The organism is Shinella sp. GW835-FHT14H05, from assembly GCF_058793575.1.
Genome location: NZ_JBXAFY010000003.1, coordinates 1 through 16,519 on the forward strand (window position 1 = coordinate 1; position 16,519 = coordinate 16,519).

The following is a 16,519-nucleotide window of genomic DNA, read 5'->3' on the forward strand; positions in this document are numbered from 1 at the left end:
CAATGCGGCGCCAGCGCCACGTCATAGGCCTCCGCCATCGCCGCGATCTTGCGGCATTCCGTGATGCCGCCGGCATGCGACAGGTCCGGTTGCAGGATGTCGACGTAGCCGTCGGACAGCACCGACTTGAAGTCCCAGCGCGAATAAAGCCGTTCACCGAGCGCAATCGGCGTCGAGCAATGGTTGGCGATCTCCTTCAGCGCCTCGCGGTTTTCCGACAGCACCGGCTCCTCTATGAACATCAGTTTGAACTGTTCGAGTTCCTTGGCCAGCACCTTGGCCATCGGCCGGTGCACGCGGCCATGGAAATCGACGCCGATGCCGATATAGGGGCCGACGGCCTCGCGGATCGTCGCGATGGTTTCGACCGCCTTCTCGACCTTGTCCCAGGTATCGACGATCTGCATCTCCTCGCAGCCATTGAGTTTGATCGCCTTGAAGCCGCGGGCAACGACCTCGCGCGCATTGTTGGCGACGTCGGCGGGGCGATCGCCGCCGATCCAGCTGTAGACCTTAATCTTGTCGCGCACCTGGCCGCCGAGGAGCGCATGGATCGGCTGGCCATAGGCCTTGCCCTTGATGTCCCAGAGCGCCTGGTCGATGCCGGCAAGGGCTGACATATGCACGGCCCCGCCACGATAGAATCCGCCGCGGTACATCACCTGCCAATGGTCTTCGATCAGCAGCGGGTCCTTGCCGATGAGATAGTCGGACAATTCCTCCACGGCGGCCTGCACCGTCAGCGCACGGCCTTCCACCACCGGCTCACCCCAGCCGACGATGCCCTCGTCCGTCTCCACCTTCAGGAACAGCCACCGCGGCGGCACGATATAGGTCGTCAGCTTCGTGATCTTCATCATGATACTCGTCTTGGAAGGGTAAAGGGCGCGGTCATTCGCCGGCGGGCGGATGTTTCCGGATGGCGAGCGCCAGGTCGCGTGCGGCAAGGTCGAGCATGCGGTGCGAGCAGTCGCGCGCCGCCGCCTTGTCGCGCATGCGCAGCGCCTCGACGAGCTGCTTGTGGATCTCGACCGCTTCTCCGCGCGCATCCACCGCCTCGTTGGAGGCGTAGAGCGAGAATTCCAGTGCCGCGCGGATGATGCTCGCAAGCTGCATGAACACCTGGTTGTGGCTGGCCTTCAGCAGGCCGGCATGGAAGGCGACGTCGGCCTCGGTGAAGCGCGCGACATCGCCCTCGGCGTCGCGCATCTGCTCCCAGGCCCGCTCGATCTCGGCCACTTCCTGAACCGTCGCGCGCTCGGCGGCGAATTCGGCCGCAAAGGGTTCGATGGCGCGGCGCGCGTCGAGCACGCATTTCAACAGGTCGAGTTCGAAGATGCGCGGCCCGATCCATTCCAGCACCTGCTGGTCGAGGATGTTCCATTCTTCCTTGGCACAGACCACGGTGCCGACGCGCGAGCGCCCGCGCACCAAGCCCTTGGATTCGAGGATCTTCAGCGATTCCCGGATGACCGTGCGGCTGACGCCGTAGCGCAGGCACAGTTCGTTTTCCGTCGGCAGGAAGCCGCCGACCGGAAAGACGTCGGCGCAGATATCCGAGGCGATCGCCCGCGTGACGTTCTTCTGCACGCGCGGGCGGCGCACGATCGCCTCGCCTTCGGGCGCGTTTACGCGCTCATCCTGTTCCTGCACAGCCATTCTCCACCCCATTCCGTCCGCGATGCATATCCCGTTTCCCGCCTGAAGGCGACGACCGGATTCGCGTCATCCCGACACTACTATCATACACTGATATTTAATTCATCATACAAACGCAATTGACGAATATGATGAAAGACATTACACCAAAGCCCACTGCAAGCGCAGTTAATTTGGGAGAGAGACAATGGGCTTTATTAAAGCAGCCATCCTGGCTGGCACCGTCGCCGTGTTCACCGCGACCTCCGCCTTCGCCGCCGACGTGAAAATTGGCTTCATCGTGAAGCAGCCGGAAGAGCCGTGGTTCCAGGACGAATGGAAGTTCGCCGACGAGGCCGCCAAGGAGAAGGGCTTCACGCTCGTCAAGATCGGCGCGGAAGACGGCGAGAAGGTTCAGTCGGCCATCGACAATCTCGGCGCACAAGGCGCGCAGGGCTTCATCGTCTGCACGCCTGATGTGAAGCTCGGCCCCGGCATCGTCGCAAAGGCGGCCGCCAACGACCTCAAGCTGATGACCGTCGACGACCGCCTGGTCAATGCCGATGGCAGCCCGATCGAGGATGTGCCGCATATGGGCATCTCGGCCACGAAGATCGGCGAGGCCGTCGGCCAGACGATCGTCGAGGAAATCAAGAAGCGCGGCTGGGACATGAAGGACGTCGGTGCGATCCGCGTTTCCTACGACCAGTTGCCGACCGCCGTCGACCGCGTCGATGGTGCGCTCTCCGTGCTGAAGGCCGCGGGTTTCCCGGAAGCCAACATTTTTGACGCCCCGCAGGCCAAGACCGACACGGAAGCGGCGCTCAACGCTTCGACCGTCGTGCTCAACAAGAATGCCGGCATCAAGCATTGGGTCGCCGTCGGCCTCAATGACGAGGCCGTGCTCGGCGCGGTGCGCGCTACGGAATCGGTCGGCATTGCCGCCGACAGCATGATCGGCGTGGGCATCGGCGGCGCGGATTCGGCTATCAACGAGTTCAAGAAGCCCTCTGCCACCGGCTTCTTCGGCACCGTGATCATCTCGCCGAAGCGTCACGGCTACGAGACCGCGCTCAACATGTATGAGTGGATCGCCAACGGCAAGGAGCCGGAAAAGCTGATCCTGACCGCCGGCCAGGTCGCGCTGCGCGACAATTACGAGACGGTTCGCAAGGACCTCGGCATCGAATAATCATCCTCCCAAGGTGATGTCATCCCGGCGGCGTGCTGCCGCCGGGCCTCTTTTCGGGGTGGAGAGATGCAGGACTTTCTTGAATTCAAGGCGATATCCAAGGGATATCCGGGCGTGCAGGCGCTCGCCGACGTTTCCTTCTCGGTGAAGAAGGGCGCGGTGCACGGCCTGATGGGCGAAAACGGTGCGGGCAAATCGACCCTCATCCGCGTGCTCTCGGGCGATCAATCCGCCGATACCGGCGAGATCCGGATCGACGGCCAGTTGCAGCACTATCGTTCGGTGCGCGACGCCTTCGACGCAGGCGTCATCGTCATCCACCAGGAACTCCAGCTCGTGCCGGAGCTGACGGTTGCCGAAAATCTCTGGCTCGGCCGCTTTCCCGGCAAGGCCGGCGTGATCGATCGTTCGCGCCTTGTCGGCGTGGTGAAGCAGAAGCTTGCGGACATCGGCATCGACATCGACCCGGCCGCCAAGGTCGCATCGCTGTCGATCGGCGAACGCCAGATGGTCGAGATCGCCAAGGCCGTGATGGCCGATGCGCGCGTCATCGCGCTCGACGAGCCGACCTCCTCGCTCTCGTCCCGCGAAAGCGAAATCCTTTTCACGCTGATCGATCGCCTGCGCGCGCAGGGCAAGGTTATCCTCTACGTCTCCCACCGCCTCGACGAGATCTTTCGCCTCTGCGACAGCCTCACCGTGCTGCGCGATGGCAAGCTCGCCGCCCATCACCCCGAGATCGCAGAGATCACGCGCGAGCAGATCATCGCCGAAATGGTCGGCCGCGAGATTTCCAATATCTGGGGTTTTCGCCCGCGCGACCGCGGCGCCGTGCGTCTGGAGGTCAAGGACCTTGCCGGCCGCAAGCTGCGCACGCCGATCAATTTTTCGGTCCGCCAGGGCGAAATCCTCGGCTTCTTCGGCTTGATTGGCGCCGGGCGCAGCGAGATGGCGCGTCTCGTCTATGGTGCGGACAGCCGCTCGCAGGGCGCCGTCAGCGTCGATAGCGTCACGGTCACGCCCGACAGCCCGCCGCACTCCATCCGCTCCGGCATCGTGCTCTGCCCGGAAGACCGCAAGTTTGACGGCATCGTGCAGGGGCGCAATATCGAGGAGAACATGGCGATCTCCTCGCGCCGCCATTTTTCGCCCTTCGGCATCTTGCAGCCGAAGAAGGAGGCGGAACTGGCAGACCGCTTCATCGCGAAACTGCGCGTGCGCACGCCCTCCCGCAAACAGGAGATCGTCAACCTCTCTGGCGGCAACCAGCAGAAGGTCATTCTCGGCCGCTGGCTTTCCGAGCAGGGCGTGAAAGTCCTCATCATCGACGAGCCGACGCGCGGCATCGACGTCGGCGCCAAGTCGGAAATCTACGAGATCCTTTACGAGCTCGCCGGCCAGGGCATGGCGATCGTCGTCATCTCCAGCGAATTGCCGGAGGTGATGGGCATCACCGACCGCATCCTCGTCATGTGCGAGGGCCGGGTCGCCGCCGATATCGAGCGCGCCGATTTCGACGAGCGCCGCATCCTCGCCGCCGCCCTTCCCGATGTGGCGAACGCCAGCGAACTTCCAACCCAGCAGGTCCAGTCACGATGACGTCCTTGAAAAAACTCCTCCTCGGCGAACAGGGTCTGGTCGTCATCTTCGCCATTGCCTTCGCCATCGTGGCCCTGACGGTCCCGAATTTTTTGACCGAGCGTAACATGCTCGGCCTCTTACAATCGGTCGTCACCATCGGCATCGTCGCCTGCACGATGATGTTCTGCCTCGCCTCGCGTGACTTCGACCTGTCAGTTGGTTCTACGGTGGCTTTTTCCGGCATGGTCGCCGTCATGGCCTCGAATGCCTCGGGCTCGATCATCATCGGCCTCCTCGCGGCCCTGCTCTGCGGCGGCGCCGTCGGCCTCGTCAATGGCGTGGTGATCGCCCGCTTCCGCATCAATGCGTTGATCACGACGCTTGCCACCATGCAGATCGTGCGCGGCCTGGCGCTGATCGCGTCCGATGGCCGCGCCGTCGGCATCAACGATCCGGGTTTCTATCAGCTCGCGCTGTCGAAATTCCTCGGCATTCCTACACCGATCTGGGTGATGGCTGTGTTCTTCATCATCTTCGGCTTCGTGCTGAACCGCACGGTCTTCGGCAAGAACACGCTGGCGATCGGCGGCAATCCGGAGGCCTCGCGCCTGGCCGGCGTAAACGTCTCCAACATGCGCATCTGGATATTTGCGCTTCAAGGCCTCGTCTGCGCCGTTGCCGGGGTGCTGCTCGCCTCGCGCATCACATCCGGCCAGCCGAATGCCGCGACGGGCCTCGAACTCTCGGTCATCTCGGCCTGCGTGCTCGGCGGCGTGTCGCTGGCCGGCGGGCGGGCGGCGATGACGGGCGTCATCGTCGGCGTGCTGATCATGGGCATCGCCGAAAACGTCATGAACCTGCTCAACATCCAGGCCTTCTACCAATATGTCGTGCGCGGCCTGATCCTTCTGCTCGCCGTGCTGCTCGACAATCTGCGCTCGGCCGCTGCGGGACGGCGCACCTAGCCCGGAGGCGGAAAGCTGCCGGGAAAGGCCTCGCGCAGCAGCGTCATCGCTGTCTTTTGCAGGGCGTCGGAGCGGACCTGGTCGGGATTGAACGTGTCCCAGTACCAGGCGCCCTGCACGAGATAGTTGAGGCCTTCGGCGAGTGTTTCCGTATCGACGCCCGCATGGCCGCCCTCGCGGGCGACCTCGGCAAGCAGCGCGCGGGTTTCGGCGAGATAGGCGCGGTCGTTGGGCAGGCTGATCTGGCGATCAAGCTGGAGGGTCTGGCGGTCGCTGCCGAACAGCACCCAGACGGAAACCCAGTCCGGATGCCGGCTGCGGAAATGCCGGGCGCAATCGAGCGCCGCGACGATGCGCCCCGCCGCCGAAAGGTCCGGCCGGCGCACGGTCTCCTGCCAGAGGCGCGCGAACTGGTCGTTGAGATATTCCAGCACGGCACGAAAAAGCTTCTCCTTCGTGCCGAAATGGAAGACGACCAGCGCATTGGACGAGCCGATCTCGCCGGCGATGCGCTGCATGGTGACCGCGGCCATGCCATCCTCCGCGATCAGGCGGATGGTCGTGTCGATGATGCGCTGGGCGCTCGCTTGCCCGCGCAGGTGACGGCGATCGGCCTTGCCGGCCTTTGTGATCGGCGCATCGTCGGCGGGGGCGGCTTTGGGTGTCTTCACTGCAAGGGTCTCGGATTGCCAGACGGTCCGTCGCCTTATCGGACGACGGACCGTCTGGGTCAACGTTACAAGGCCGGACGGCCTGCCGCATCGCGATACCAGCCGCCCTGTGCTTCCTCGAAGGCGATCCCGGCGCGAAAAACGTCGGCGTCGCAATAGGTGCGCCCGACGATCTGGATGCCGGTCGGCACGCCGTTGCCGGCATGGCCCGTGGGCACGGACAGAACGGGGCAGCGGCTCATCATGTTGAAGGGCGTCGTCATCGCCCAGCCGAGCATGGGATGCACCACCTTGCCATTGATCTCGACCGTATCCTTGGACTGGTCGAAATCGGCCGGTACGGCGGGCAGCGCATTGGTCGGGCAGACGAGCACGTCATAGCGCTCCAGCAGCGGCCCCAGCGTCTGGTACATCTCGCCGATCACCTCCAGGGTCGCGACGAAATCCGTCGACCTGGAGACCCGGCCCCGCTCGGCGAAGTGCCGCGCATAGGTCGTCATCTCGTCGCCGTGCGCGTCGAGCAGTTTCGAGACGTAGCCTCCAAAGAGATGTTGCAGGTAGCCGATGCCGGCATCGAGCACGTTCTGCTTCCAGCCAAGATCGACCTCCTCGACCGTCGCGCCGAGCGAACGGAAGGCGTCGAGAGCCGCCAGCGTGTTTTTCTGCACATCCGGATCGACCTCGAAGAAACCGAGATCCATGGAAAAGGCGATCTTCCAGCCCTTGATCGGCTTGTATTCCAGCGGCAGGCGCAGTTTCGGCCGAAGCGTCGTGATATCGTGCGGGCTCGGGCCGCTCATGACGTTCTGCAGCAGGATCGCATCCTTGACCGTGCGCGCCATCGGGCCGGTATGGCAGAAGAAATCCAGGTTGAACGGCGGGTCGTCCGGGTTGCGGCCATAGGGCGGCTTGTAGCCGACGACGCCGCAGGCGGCGGCCGGAATGCGGATCGAGCCGCCGATATCGGAGCCGGTCGCCAGCGAAGACGTGCCCGCCGCAAGCGACGCGCCGGCGCCGCCGGAAGAGCCGCCGCAGGTGAAATCCGGGTTCCAGGGATTGCGCGTGACGCCCCACAGCCGCGACCAGGTGGCGCCGGAGCAGCAGAATTCCGGCGTCGCCGTGCGCGCATGCACGATGCCGCCGGCCGCCAGGATGCGCGCATTCATCGTCGAGGTGCGCGCGCTGACATGGTTCTTGTGGATGAGCGAGCCCATGGAGCTCGGCTTGCCCTCGATCTCGCTCTCGTCCTTGATGCCGACCGGCAGCCCCTCCAGTGCGCCGGTGCGCGCACCCCGCGCATATTTCGCCTCCGCCTTGCGGGCGAGATCCATCGCTTCGTCGAAATGGGTATAGGTCAGCGCATTGATCGGCGCCTGCACCGCCTCCGCCCGGCGGATCGTCGCCGCCATCACGTCGACGGGGGAAAGCTCCCGGCTCTTGAAACGGCGGAGCGCTTCGTGGGCGGGCAGGTAGCAGAGATCGAGATCGCTCATGGGTCCTCCGGTGTGAAATCCTGTCGGCCGCGCGGCTCCTCCCCGCTGGCCGATGAAGCAAAATAAAAAACAAACTGAACACTCAGTCAAATAGTTTTCGCGCGATGGCCGACCTTTCTCCACCCACAAAATCCCGCGCAAGTGCCCTGGCCATGTCGGCCATATGAAACTTCAGAGAAAACAAGGACCCCACCCCGTTTTGGGCAATCCGGATATTGACTTTACTTGGCAGGTCGCATTCCATGAAGAACAGCTAAACCTGAGTGGGGCAGGGTCATGACCAAATTTGTTGCCGCAAAATGGACTTCACTCGCGGCCATGTTGTCAGCGTCTCTCTTCTTGAGCGGCTGCGAAACAACCGCTGGCAAGCCGACGGTCACGACCGTCAAGTGCAAACAAGGCCCCTGTAAAGTCGTGAAGAAAAAGCCCAATCGCGAATTGGCAACGACGACCCGCGGCCGTAGCAATTATTGATCCTTTCTCTCGATCCGGCACGAATCCGGCTATCGGCGCGGTCTTTCAGTGCCGGTAAACGATACGCCGCGGCTGTTCTACAGGCTGCCAGCGATATCCAGAATGCTTCTTTACTCGAGCTAGAGCGGGAAGACGGGCGGGACGTCATTCTGCCAACCAGCCGCAAGCTGATCGACCGTGTCGCGACGCTGGCCATCGCCGATTGCCTCACCGGCGGCAGCACCCATCGCAGACGGGCGATCCGCGAAGTTCTGAACGCCGCAGAGTTCCCGAGCTGGAATCCCGCCCATTTCCTGGACACTGCCGAAATGACGACGGGCGTGGCGCTCGGTCTTCTCTGGACCCGCCCCCTCCTCTCGCGCACCGAGCGCGACACGCTGGCGACGGCAATCGTCGAAAAAGGGCTTTCCTCCGGCCTTGCGGCAGCCGCGGCCGGTGCGCCCTGGATGACCGCGGAAAACAACTGGAACATCGTGTGCTGCGCTGGGATGATCGCCGGTGCAGCCGCGCTGGAGGGCACTCACAAGGAGGTGCGAGACGCCGCGCTCGGCTGCTTCGTGCCGGCGATCGACCACGGCTTGCGTGCTTTTGGGGCGGATGGCGGTTATAAGGAAGGCCCTGACTATTGGGAATATGCCGTGCGCTACGCCGTGCTTGCCCAGGCATTCATGAAGGACCTGTGCATCGGCCCCGATGCACCGGCCGCACTCCTCAACACCTGGCGCTACGGACGCGATCTCACCGGTCCGAGCGGACGGGTGTTCAATTTCGGCGATGCGACGGAAGAGCCGCGCCGTTCGCCCGTGCTCGGCTGGCTCGCCAACCGCACGGGCGATCCGGAAGCCATGGCCTGGCAACATGCCGCTCCCGGTGATCCGCATCCCTTCGATCTCCTCTGGTGCGCACCGGACCTTGAAACGGCGAGCGCGAGCGAAGGACCCGTTGCCTATGAACCGGCGGGCATCGCGGTGCTGCGCAACGGCACCACCTGGCTGGCGCTCAAGGGTGGGCGCAACGATGTCAACCACGCCCATCTGGACCTCGGCACTTTCGTGCTGGAAATGGCAGGCCAGCGTTTTGCCGGCGAACTCGGCCGCGAGAATTATGCCCTGCCCGGCTACTTCGATCGGGCGCGGCGGTTCGGCTATTTTCGCACACAGACCGCCGCCCATAATATACTGCTGATCGATGGGGCAGAGCAATCGTTCGACGCCTACGCAACTCTCCTCGGCACCGGACAGGAGGGCGAGAACCGCTTTGTGGCCTACCAGATTTTTGACGGGGAGCGGCGATCGGTCTGGCGTCGGGGCGCCGCGCTGGCGGATGGCGGCGCAGTTTTCATCGTCGACGAACTGGAGGCGGGCAACGGTCCCCTGCCGCGTGCGACATGGCAGGTCTATACGCAAGCGACGGTGACCCTCGATGGTGCACGCGCCAAACTCGCCTTGGGGGATGTGATGGCGGAGGCGGAAATCCTGGAACCGGCAGGGCTCGTCTGGTCGTTTGAAAGGGCTCCTTCCCCCGCGGGCGAGAGCAGCAACGCGGCCTTCGGACGCTTGTTCTTTGACGTGCCGGCGTCAAGGGAGGCGCAATCCATTACCGTCAGGTTCTCCCTCGCCGGTGACACCGGGACGTGGAAACCAGCCGCGATCGACGGCTGGCCGCTTGGCACCTGAGCGCCGTCTCACCCCGCTATTTCCACCCGCATCGTGCAGACTTCGTTTGACTCCGCCAAATCCCGGCAATAGCCTTGATTCATCGGCGCTTTCCGGCCTGTCCGGGGGATCGAGGAGGAGGCGGAATGGGGATTTTCGGCTGGTTGCCGCGGCGCGGCCCAAAGCCTGCAACACCGGAGGCCGAGCCGGAGCCGCCCCTCGCAATCTATGCCTCGCAGCCCGCGCTCACCGCAATTATCGTCACCCTCATCGGTGTTGATGCCGCGCAGGTCGATGAGATCATCGACGTGACGAACCAGCGTTTCGGCAGCCGGCACAAGATCGTCTATCTCACCGACAGTCTTGACTTCATGCATTTCCGCAACCGCGGTGCGATCTTCGAATATCTGCCCTCGGCGCTTGAACAGAAGCTGCATGCCGCCGAGATTTCGTGGAATGCCTATCTCGCCAAGCGCTGGCAACTGCTCGTTTCGAAATGGCAGCCGGTGCATGTCGTCAGCTACGGGCAGAACATCGATGCCTTCCTCGCCGCCGCTCCGCGCATGACGGCCCGGAACGAGCGATGAGTGCAACGCTCGACATCCTCTTCGTCGCCGACGTGCGCTTCGAGGGAGGGACATCGACCGCGCTTGCCGTCGAGATCCGGGCGGCGGCCCGGGCGGGCCTCCGGACGGGGCTTCTTGCCATCAAAGGCCCCCTGCTCGGCCTGCCCTTTCCCATGCATCCCGATTTGCGAAAACTGATCGACGACGGGCTGACGGAGCGCATCGATCCCGACATGCGGCTCACGGCCCGCCTGACGCTGATCCACCACCCGACGATCGTCGAAAACCGCCCGACGCGACGGCTGTCGATCACCACCGACAAGCTGCTGATCGTGCTGCACCACCCGATGTATGACGGTAACGGCCGCCGGCAATACGACTTGGACCGCGTCATCGCGCATGCCAGCGATGCCTTCGGCGCCGACGTGCATCTCGCGCCCGTCAGCGCCGTCGTGCGCGACAGCCTGCCGCGCCTGCTGCCGCCCTATGCGCATATGCTGGAGGAAGACTGGGGCAACCTCATAGAGTTCGACGACTGGCCGGCAAAACCGGTCCGCCCGCCCGCCTACCCCGTCGTGATCGGCCGCCATTCGCGCCCCGACCCCCTGAAATGGCCGACCGCGGAAGACGCGCTTCTCGCCTATCCCGCCGATGGCAGCCGTTTTCGTGTGCGGGCGCTCGGTGCCGATGCGTATCTTTCGGAGAAATATGGCACGCTTCCGACCAATTGGGAGCTGATCCCCTTCGCCTGGGATGGCGTTCCGGATTTCCTCGGCACGCTCGATTTCTACGTCTATTTCCACGATCCCGCCTGGTCGGAGGCTTTCGGGCGAACGATCCTCGAAGCGCTGGCGACCGGTCTTGTCGTCATCCTCCCCCCGCATTTCGCAGTGCTGTTCGCAAAAGCGGCCGTCTATGCGGAACCGGCCGAAGTCGAAAGCGTCATCGCGCGTTTCGTGGCCGATCCGGCACTCTACCGGTCCCAATGCGAGCAGGCCCGCCGCTTCGTCGAGAACAATTACGATGCGGCGATCTATGGCGATCGCGTCGCCCGCATCATGGGTGACGAAACGACATCACCGGCCGCTGCCGCGCTTTTCCCACCCCTTCCGCAGCGCAACGTACTCTTCGCCTCCAGCAACGGCATCGGCGTCGGCCATCTCACCCAGCAGCTGGCGATCGCCCAGCGCCTGCCGCCGGATTTGACGCCCGTCTTCGCGACCATGTCCTATTCCATGAAGGCGGCCGTGCAGCACGGCTACCAGGCGCATTTCCTGCCGCATCACCGCATTCTCGAAGCAGACCCGGAGGACTGGAACACCTGCCTTGCCGAAGAACTGTTCGAGCTCGTCGCCCATCTGCGCCCGGCCGTCTTCGCCTATGACGCGACGGCCGTTTTCGAGGGCGTGACGCGGGCGCTCGACATGTTTCCGGATATTTTCAAGATCTGGGTGCGTCGCCCGCTCTGGCAGGAATCCCACCGCGTCTTCCTCGAATTCTCCGACAATTTCGACGCCGTCATAGAGCCCGGCGAACTGGCGGAGACCTTTGACCACGGCCCGACGGCCGCCTGCCGCAAGGAGGTTTTCCTCGTGCCGCCGGTGCTGCACCTCGATCCGGCGGAGCGCATGTCGCGCGAAAGCGCGCGCGCCGCGCTGGGTGTTCCGGATGGCATGACGGTCGTGGCGTTCCAACTCGGCGCGGGCGCCAATTTCGACGTCAAGGAGCTGCGCGCAGAGCTTCTTGCCGAAGTACTCAGGCGTCCCGATACGATCGCGCTGGAAATCCAGTCGCCGATCACGCCGAATGCCGCAGGCCTCGAAATTCTCGGCGAGCGGCATCGCACGGTCGAACTCTTCCCGAGCTTTCGCTTCAGCCGGGCCTTCGACGCGGCGATCTCGGCGGCGGGCTACAACACGTTCCATGAGCAGGTGCTGGGCTCAATTCCAACGCTCTTCGTGCCCAACGAGGGCGACGAGATGGACCTTCAGGCAAGCCGCGCCCGCTGGGCCGAACTCACCGGCCGCGGCTGGATGATGCGCCGCGACTACGATCTCGGCTTCGCCGCCCAGCATGTCGAGCGCCTGCTGGACCCGGTGGAACGCGCGGCCGTCATTCGCCGTTGTCAGTCGATCGTGTGGAAGAACGGTGCCGTGGACATCGCCCGCTATGTGGAGGATCACGCGCGCATGCTGCGCACCGATTGGGACATAACGAAGCTCGGCAGCACGTGAGGATGTGGTGACCCCACCAGCCTGCAACATCTGTGGCAGTTCGGCCTTCGGGGATACCTATGGCAAGGCGGGCAGTGCCTTCATCCGCAGGAATGTGCGGTGCGAGGGTTGCGGCTCGCTGGAGCGCCACCGGCTGATCTTCGAAATGCTGCGTATGCGCGGCCTGCTGTCCGGAAACCGCCGCGTCCTGCATCTGGCACCCGAAGAATGCCTCGCCACCATCCTGCGCAGCCGCTTCGGCGGCAACTATCTCTGCGGCGATCTTGATCCGGGCCAGTTCTCCTTCCCCGTCACGCGCATCGACCTGTGCAGCGATCTCGACCGCTTCGCCCCCGGTTCCTTCGATATCGTGCTGCACAATCATGTGCTGGAGCATGTCGCTTGTGATTACAAAGCAGTGGCCGTGAGGTTGGATAACCTTCTGAAGCCCGGCGGCCTTCACATCTTCAGCGTCCCCTTCCTCGAAGGCGGCTTTCGCGAGGCGCTGGACGAGCGGAGCGACGATTACCGCACCGACCAATTCGGCCAGTGGGATCATATGCGGATCTTCTCGCCGGAGGATTTTTTGCAGACTCTGGGATCGGCCCTGCCGCTGCCTGGAGATTATGACGCGACCCGCCTCGTTCCAGCCGAACGGCTCCTCGCCATCAACGTGCCGGAAGACGCCTGGCGCGGCTTCAACAACAATTCCGTCTTCCTGATCGAAAAGCGGCAGCCGGAGGATGCCGTTGCGGTCTCCCCGGCCACGCGCCTCGCAGCCTCCGCGCCCTCTTCCCATCGCCCGGATGCGGTGCTGTTCGTCTCGGCCAACGGCATCGGCCAGGGCCATCTCACGCGCCAGCTCGCGGTCGCCCGACGCCTGAAGCACCGTCCGGCCGCTTTCCTGACGATGAGCTACAGTGCTGGGATCGTGCGCGACATGGGGTTTCCGGTGCATTTCGTTCCGCACCACGCCCTCTCAGGCGAAGAGCCCGGCGCTTGGAACGCCCGGCTCGCCGCGGAGATCGAGCTGCTGCTTGACGCCTACCACGTCACGACCCTGATCTACGACGTCAACTTCGTCTTCGACGGCATCATTGAGGTGCTGCGCAACAATGCGAAGCTCCAGGCGGTTTGGATTCGGCGCGCCATGTGGCCGAGCCATCATGCCAGCTATATCGGCGCCGGCGTGCATTTCCCCATCATCATCGAGCCGGACGACTATGCCGCAGCCCGCGATGCGGGGCCGACCACGACCGATCGCACGAAGACCACGCTCGTGCCGCCGATGTTGCTGATCGACCCCTCGGAGCGGCTGGAGCGTGGCGCCGCCCGTGAGGCGCTCGGCCTGCCGCAGGAGGGCTTCGTCGTCCTCGTCGATCTCTCTCGCTCCTCCAATCCAGACCTCACGCATCTGCATGGAAGGCTGCTCGACGATCTGCTGACGAGGCCGGACGTCCACATCGTGGAGCTGAAATCGCCGCTTACCGGAAACGTCGCGCCACGCCACCCGACGCGTCACCGCCTGGTCACCCTCCATCCCGCCTATGCCCATAGCCGCGCCTTCGATGCCGCGATCGTGCGGGCGGGATACAACACCTTCCACGAGCACATTGCCGGCGGCATTCCCACCCTGTTCGTGCCGGACGAAAGCCCGGACATGGACCGCCAGGTCGATCGCGCCCGCTGGGCGCAAGAGCGCGGCGCCGCCTTGATGCACCGCCTGGGCGACGGCAAAGCGGGGCTTTCGGCCGCCATCGACAGGTTGCTGTCGGCCGACGCGCGAGCTGCACTCACCGCCGCCTGCGCCGCCATCGCCGGCGAACGCTGGCGAAATGGCGCGGAAGCGCTCGCCGGCATGCTGGAAGGCCGCTTCGATGGCGGGAACACAGAATAATGCGCCGACGCATCCCGTCTTGCTCAATATCAGGCTGCGGGACTATGCTGTAATGGCTGGTCGGACTTTCATGGGATGCCGATGCACATGCAACGTTTCTTTCTGCTTCTCGCGTTCCTTCTCTGCACGGCGACGGCAACGTTCGCCGCCAAGGAAAACCGTGTCGCGCTGGTGATCGGCAACGGCAAATACAGCGCGCTCCCGCATCTGCCCAATGCGGAGGGTGACGCGCGGCTGATGGAGAAGGCGCTTTCGGCGGCGGGCTTCAAGACCTTCCCGGTCATCGACGGCAACCGCCAGCAGATGGTGCGCGCGATGCGCAGCTTTGCCGATGCGCTGACGCCTGAAACCAATGCCGTTATCTATTATGCCGGCCACGGCATCCAGTTTGCCGACGAGAACTACCTGATCCCGACGGACAGCCAGCTCACGAGCTCGTCCGACCTGCCGCTTGAGGCTTTCAGCCTGAAGATGGTGACGGAGCAGATCGAACGGGTTCGGCCTCGCATCGCCGTCTTCATCGTGGATGCCTGCCGCAACAATCCGCTGGAGACCAACCGCTCGGCGGGCGCCGCGGCCAATGATGGTGCGACCCGCGGGCTTGCGCGCGCCACCGGCCCGCTCGGCACCTTCATCGCCTTCGCCACGGCGCCGGGCAAGGTCGCGACCGATGGCACGAAGGGCAACAGCCCGTTCACGAAGGCGCTGGCCGAGCTGATCACGGCGCCGGGCCTGCCGATCGAGCAGGTTTTCAAGCGCGTGCGCGAACGAGTGGTCGACGAGACCGGTGGCGAGCAGGTGCCGTGGGACAATTCCTCGCTGACCAAGGATTTCTTCTTCACCGAAGCGCTGCCGGAAGAGCCGAAGTTCTCGGCCGAAGCGACGCAGGATGCGGAGGCCTGGCAGGCCGCGGCGGACGAGGACAACGCCGCAAGCTACAAGTCCTATCTCGCGACCTTCCCGCAGGGGCTCTTCGCTGACATTGCCGAGATGCGGGTGGAGGTGCTGGAGGAGGCTAAGAAGCCCAAGGAAGAGGAAGTCGCAGCTCTTGCCGTCGACCGCAGCATTAATGCCGCCGAAGACCTGCTGATGTGGAACGACATCCAGGCCGCAGGCACCGCCGAACAATACCGCATCTACCTCGAAAAGTTCCCTGAGGGCGTCTTCGCCAAGCTCGCGCGCCTGCGGCTGGAGGACGCCACGAAGGGTTCCGACGAGACGGTGCCGGCAATTTCCGGGCGCGTCACGGCGAACTACGAGGAATTCTCGGAAAACCCGCTCTATCCGGAAATCACCGACTGCGACCGCGAGGCCGGCCATGTGCAGGAGATCGCCGACCCCGCCGTCGGCGTCTATTTCAAGCAGATTAAGCCGGAGACCGCCGTTCCCGCCTGCATGGCCGCGCTCAAACAATATCCAGACAGCTTTCGCATTCTCATGAACTATGGCCGGGCGATCGACGCCGCGGGCCGCCACGCCGAGGCGCGCGAAATCTATCGCACGGGTGCCGCCGCCGGCTTCCCGATCGCCTATCGCTCGCTCGGCGACGTCTATCGTGACGGCCGCGGCATCGAGAAGAACCTGAATGAAGCTCGCTACTGGTATGTGCTGGGGGCTGCGAAGAAGAACGTCTTCGCCGAATTCAACCTCGCGCTCATCTACGAAAACGGCCTTGGCGTCAGCGCCGACCCGCAGAAGGCGGCCTATTGGCTCTGGCGGGCCGCAAAACAGGGTTTCGCCCCGGCCATGGAGAAGCTTTCGGCCTATTACCTCGACGGCAAGGCCGTGCCGAAGGATGTCGCACAGGCCGAAATCCTGCTGACGGGGGCCGCCGAGATGGGGCATATCTATGCCGAACTGCGGCTCGGTGACCTCTATATTGACGGCAGCGCCCTGAAGCAAAACCCGGCCGCCGGCGCCGAGTGGATCCGCAAGGCTGCGCGGCAGGGCTATAATGAGGCGCAGTTCCGGCTCGCCACGCTCTATCTCGACGGCATCGGCCTGAAGAAGGACCCCGTCGAAGCGCTCGCCTGGTTTACGTTGGCCAAGACCAACGGCGTCGAGCGGGCGCAGGAGAATGTGGCGACGCTCAGCGAGAAACTCGGCAACAAGGCGGTCAAGAAAGCCGAAAAATTCGCCTCGACCTTCCAGCCGATAGCCGTCAAATAAACCGC

General features: G+C 64.1%; 13 protein-coding genes. 9 read left to right on the forward strand and 4 right to left on the reverse strand.

Annotation, left to right across the window (positions count from 1 at the left end; all coding sequences use genetic code 11):
• Together dgoD and AC1Q6Z_RS11285 are read right to left on the reverse strand one after the other, a co-directional pair.
• A partial coding sequence (gene dgoD, locus AC1Q6Z_RS11280; RefSeq protein WP_492647863.1) for a galactonate dehydratase occupies positions 1-857 on the reverse strand: 857 nt, incomplete at its 3' end.
• A 34-nt stretch (positions 858-891) separates the two neighbouring features.
• Positions 892-1,659, reverse strand: a complete 768-nt coding sequence (locus AC1Q6Z_RS11285) for a FadR/GntR family transcriptional regulator (protein ID WP_492647864.1) — start codon at positions 1,657-1,659, stop codon at positions 892-894.
• Positions 1,660-1,846: 187 nt separating this feature from the next.
• On the opposite strand from AC1Q6Z_RS11285, the gene AC1Q6Z_RS11290 reads away from it, so the two are divergent.
• The 3 genes from AC1Q6Z_RS11290 to araH all read left to right on the forward strand — a co-directional run bounded on the left by AC1Q6Z_RS11290 (position 1,847) and on the right by araH (position 5,376).
• Entirely contained in the window at positions 1,847-2,830 is a 984-nt protein-coding gene (locus AC1Q6Z_RS11290) for an arabinose ABC transporter substrate-binding protein (protein ID WP_492647865.1), read from the forward strand.
• A gap of 66 nt (positions 2,831-2,896) precedes the next feature.
• A complete protein-coding gene (gene araG / locus AC1Q6Z_RS11295) occupies positions 2,897-4,429 on the forward strand; it encodes an L-arabinose ABC transporter ATP-binding protein AraG (protein WP_492647866.1) in 1,533 nt (510 codons plus the stop codon).
• Positions 4,426-5,376 carry an L-arabinose ABC transporter permease AraH gene (gene araH / locus AC1Q6Z_RS11300; RefSeq protein ID WP_435265919.1) on the forward strand — a complete coding sequence of 317 codons (951 nt, stop codon included), beginning with the start codon at positions 4,426-4,428 and terminating at the stop codon, positions 5,374-5,376. Before araG ends, araH begins: the two co-directional genes overlap by 4 nt.
• Here the strand turns inward: araH and AC1Q6Z_RS11305 are convergent.
• Both AC1Q6Z_RS11305 and AC1Q6Z_RS11310 read right to left on the reverse strand, forming a co-directional pair.
• Positions 5,373-6,047 (reverse strand): TetR/AcrR family transcriptional regulator, encoded by a 675-nt coding sequence (locus tag AC1Q6Z_RS11305; protein ID WP_492647867.1) that lies wholly within the window; start codon positions 6,045-6,047, stop codon positions 5,373-5,375. The two genes, araH and AC1Q6Z_RS11305, sit on opposite strands and share 4 nt — an antisense overlap.
• Positions 6,048-6,112: 65 nt before the next feature.
• Positions 6,113-7,540 carry an amidase gene (locus AC1Q6Z_RS11310; protein ID WP_492647868.1) on the reverse strand — a complete coding sequence of 476 codons (1,428 nt, stop codon included), beginning with the start codon at positions 7,538-7,540 and terminating at the stop codon, positions 6,113-6,115.
• A 276-nt stretch (positions 7,541-7,816) separates the two neighbouring features.
• Between AC1Q6Z_RS11310 and AC1Q6Z_RS11315 the strand changes: the two genes are divergently transcribed.
• The 6 genes from AC1Q6Z_RS11315 to AC1Q6Z_RS11340 all read left to right on the forward strand — a co-directional run bounded on the left by AC1Q6Z_RS11315 (position 7,817) and on the right by AC1Q6Z_RS11340 (position 16,514).
• The gene (locus AC1Q6Z_RS11315) at positions 7,817-8,014 is read left to right on the forward strand and encodes a hypothetical protein (protein WP_256116214.1); all 198 of its coding nucleotides are present in this window, start codon (positions 7,817-7,819) and stop codon (positions 8,012-8,014) included.
• The gene (locus AC1Q6Z_RS11320; protein ID WP_492647869.1) at positions 8,011-9,690 is read left to right on the forward strand and encodes a heparinase II/III domain-containing protein; all 1,680 of its coding nucleotides are present in this window, start codon (positions 8,011-8,013) and stop codon (positions 9,688-9,690) included. Before AC1Q6Z_RS11315 ends, AC1Q6Z_RS11320 begins: the two co-directional genes overlap by 4 nt.
• Positions 9,691-9,815: 125 nt before the next feature.
• Positions 9,816-10,256 (forward strand): hypothetical protein, encoded by a 441-nt coding sequence (locus AC1Q6Z_RS11325; RefSeq protein ID WP_492647870.1) that lies wholly within the window; start codon positions 9,816-9,818, stop codon positions 10,254-10,256.
• Entirely contained in the window at positions 10,253-12,469 is a 2,217-nt protein-coding gene (locus AC1Q6Z_RS11330; RefSeq protein ID WP_492647871.1) for a glycosyltransferase family protein, read from the forward strand. The genes AC1Q6Z_RS11325 and AC1Q6Z_RS11330 overlap by 4 nt, the downstream gene beginning before the upstream one ends.
• Before the next feature lie 7 nt (positions 12,470-12,476).
• On the forward strand, positions 12,477-14,345 hold the full coding sequence (locus AC1Q6Z_RS11335; RefSeq protein WP_492647872.1) for a methyltransferase domain-containing protein: 1,869 nt from the start codon (positions 12,477-12,479) through the stop codon (positions 14,343-14,345).
• A gap of 87 nt (positions 14,346-14,432) precedes the next feature.
• Complete coding sequence (locus AC1Q6Z_RS11340) at positions 14,433-16,514, forward strand: caspase family protein (protein ID WP_492647873.1); 2,082 nt, start codon at positions 14,433-14,435, stop codon at positions 16,512-16,514.
• The last annotated feature ends 5 nt before the right edge of the window (positions 16,515-16,519 follow it).

What these genes read in the sequence shown, in the direction of transcription:
- AC1Q6Z_RS11315 (WP_256116214.1), top strand. Translation starts at nt 7,817, where the DNA reads ATGACCAAATTTGTTGCCGCAAAATGGACTTCACTCGCGGCCATGTTG.
- AC1Q6Z_RS11330 (WP_492647871.1), top strand. Translation starts at nt 10,253, where the DNA reads ATGAGTGCAACGCTCGACATCCTCTTCGTCGCCGACGTGCGCTTCGAG.
- AC1Q6Z_RS11325 (WP_492647870.1), top strand. Translation starts at nt 9,816, where the DNA reads ATGGGGATTTTCGGCTGGTTGCCGCGGCGCGGCCCAAAGCCTGCAACA.
- AC1Q6Z_RS11290 (WP_492647865.1), top strand. Translation starts at nt 1,847, where the DNA reads ATGGGCTTTATTAAAGCAGCCATCCTGGCTGGCACCGTCGCCGTGTTC.
- araG (WP_492647866.1), top strand. Translation starts at nt 2,897, where the DNA reads ATGCAGGACTTTCTTGAATTCAAGGCGATATCCAAGGGATATCCGGGC.
- araH (WP_435265919.1), top strand. Translation starts at nt 4,426, where the DNA reads ATGACGTCCTTGAAAAAACTCCTCCTCGGCGAACAGGGTCTGGTCGTC.
- AC1Q6Z_RS11340 (WP_492647873.1), top strand. Translation starts at nt 14,433, where the DNA reads ATGCAACGTTTCTTTCTGCTTCTCGCGTTCCTTCTCTGCACGGCGACG.
- AC1Q6Z_RS11285 (WP_492647864.1), bottom strand. Translation starts at nt 1,659, where the DNA reads ATGGCTGTGCAGGAACAGGATGAGCGCGTAAACGCGCCCGAAGGCGAG.
- AC1Q6Z_RS11310 (WP_492647868.1), bottom strand. Translation starts at nt 7,540, where the DNA reads ATGAGCGATCTCGATCTCTGCTACCTGCCCGCCCACGAAGCGCTCCGC.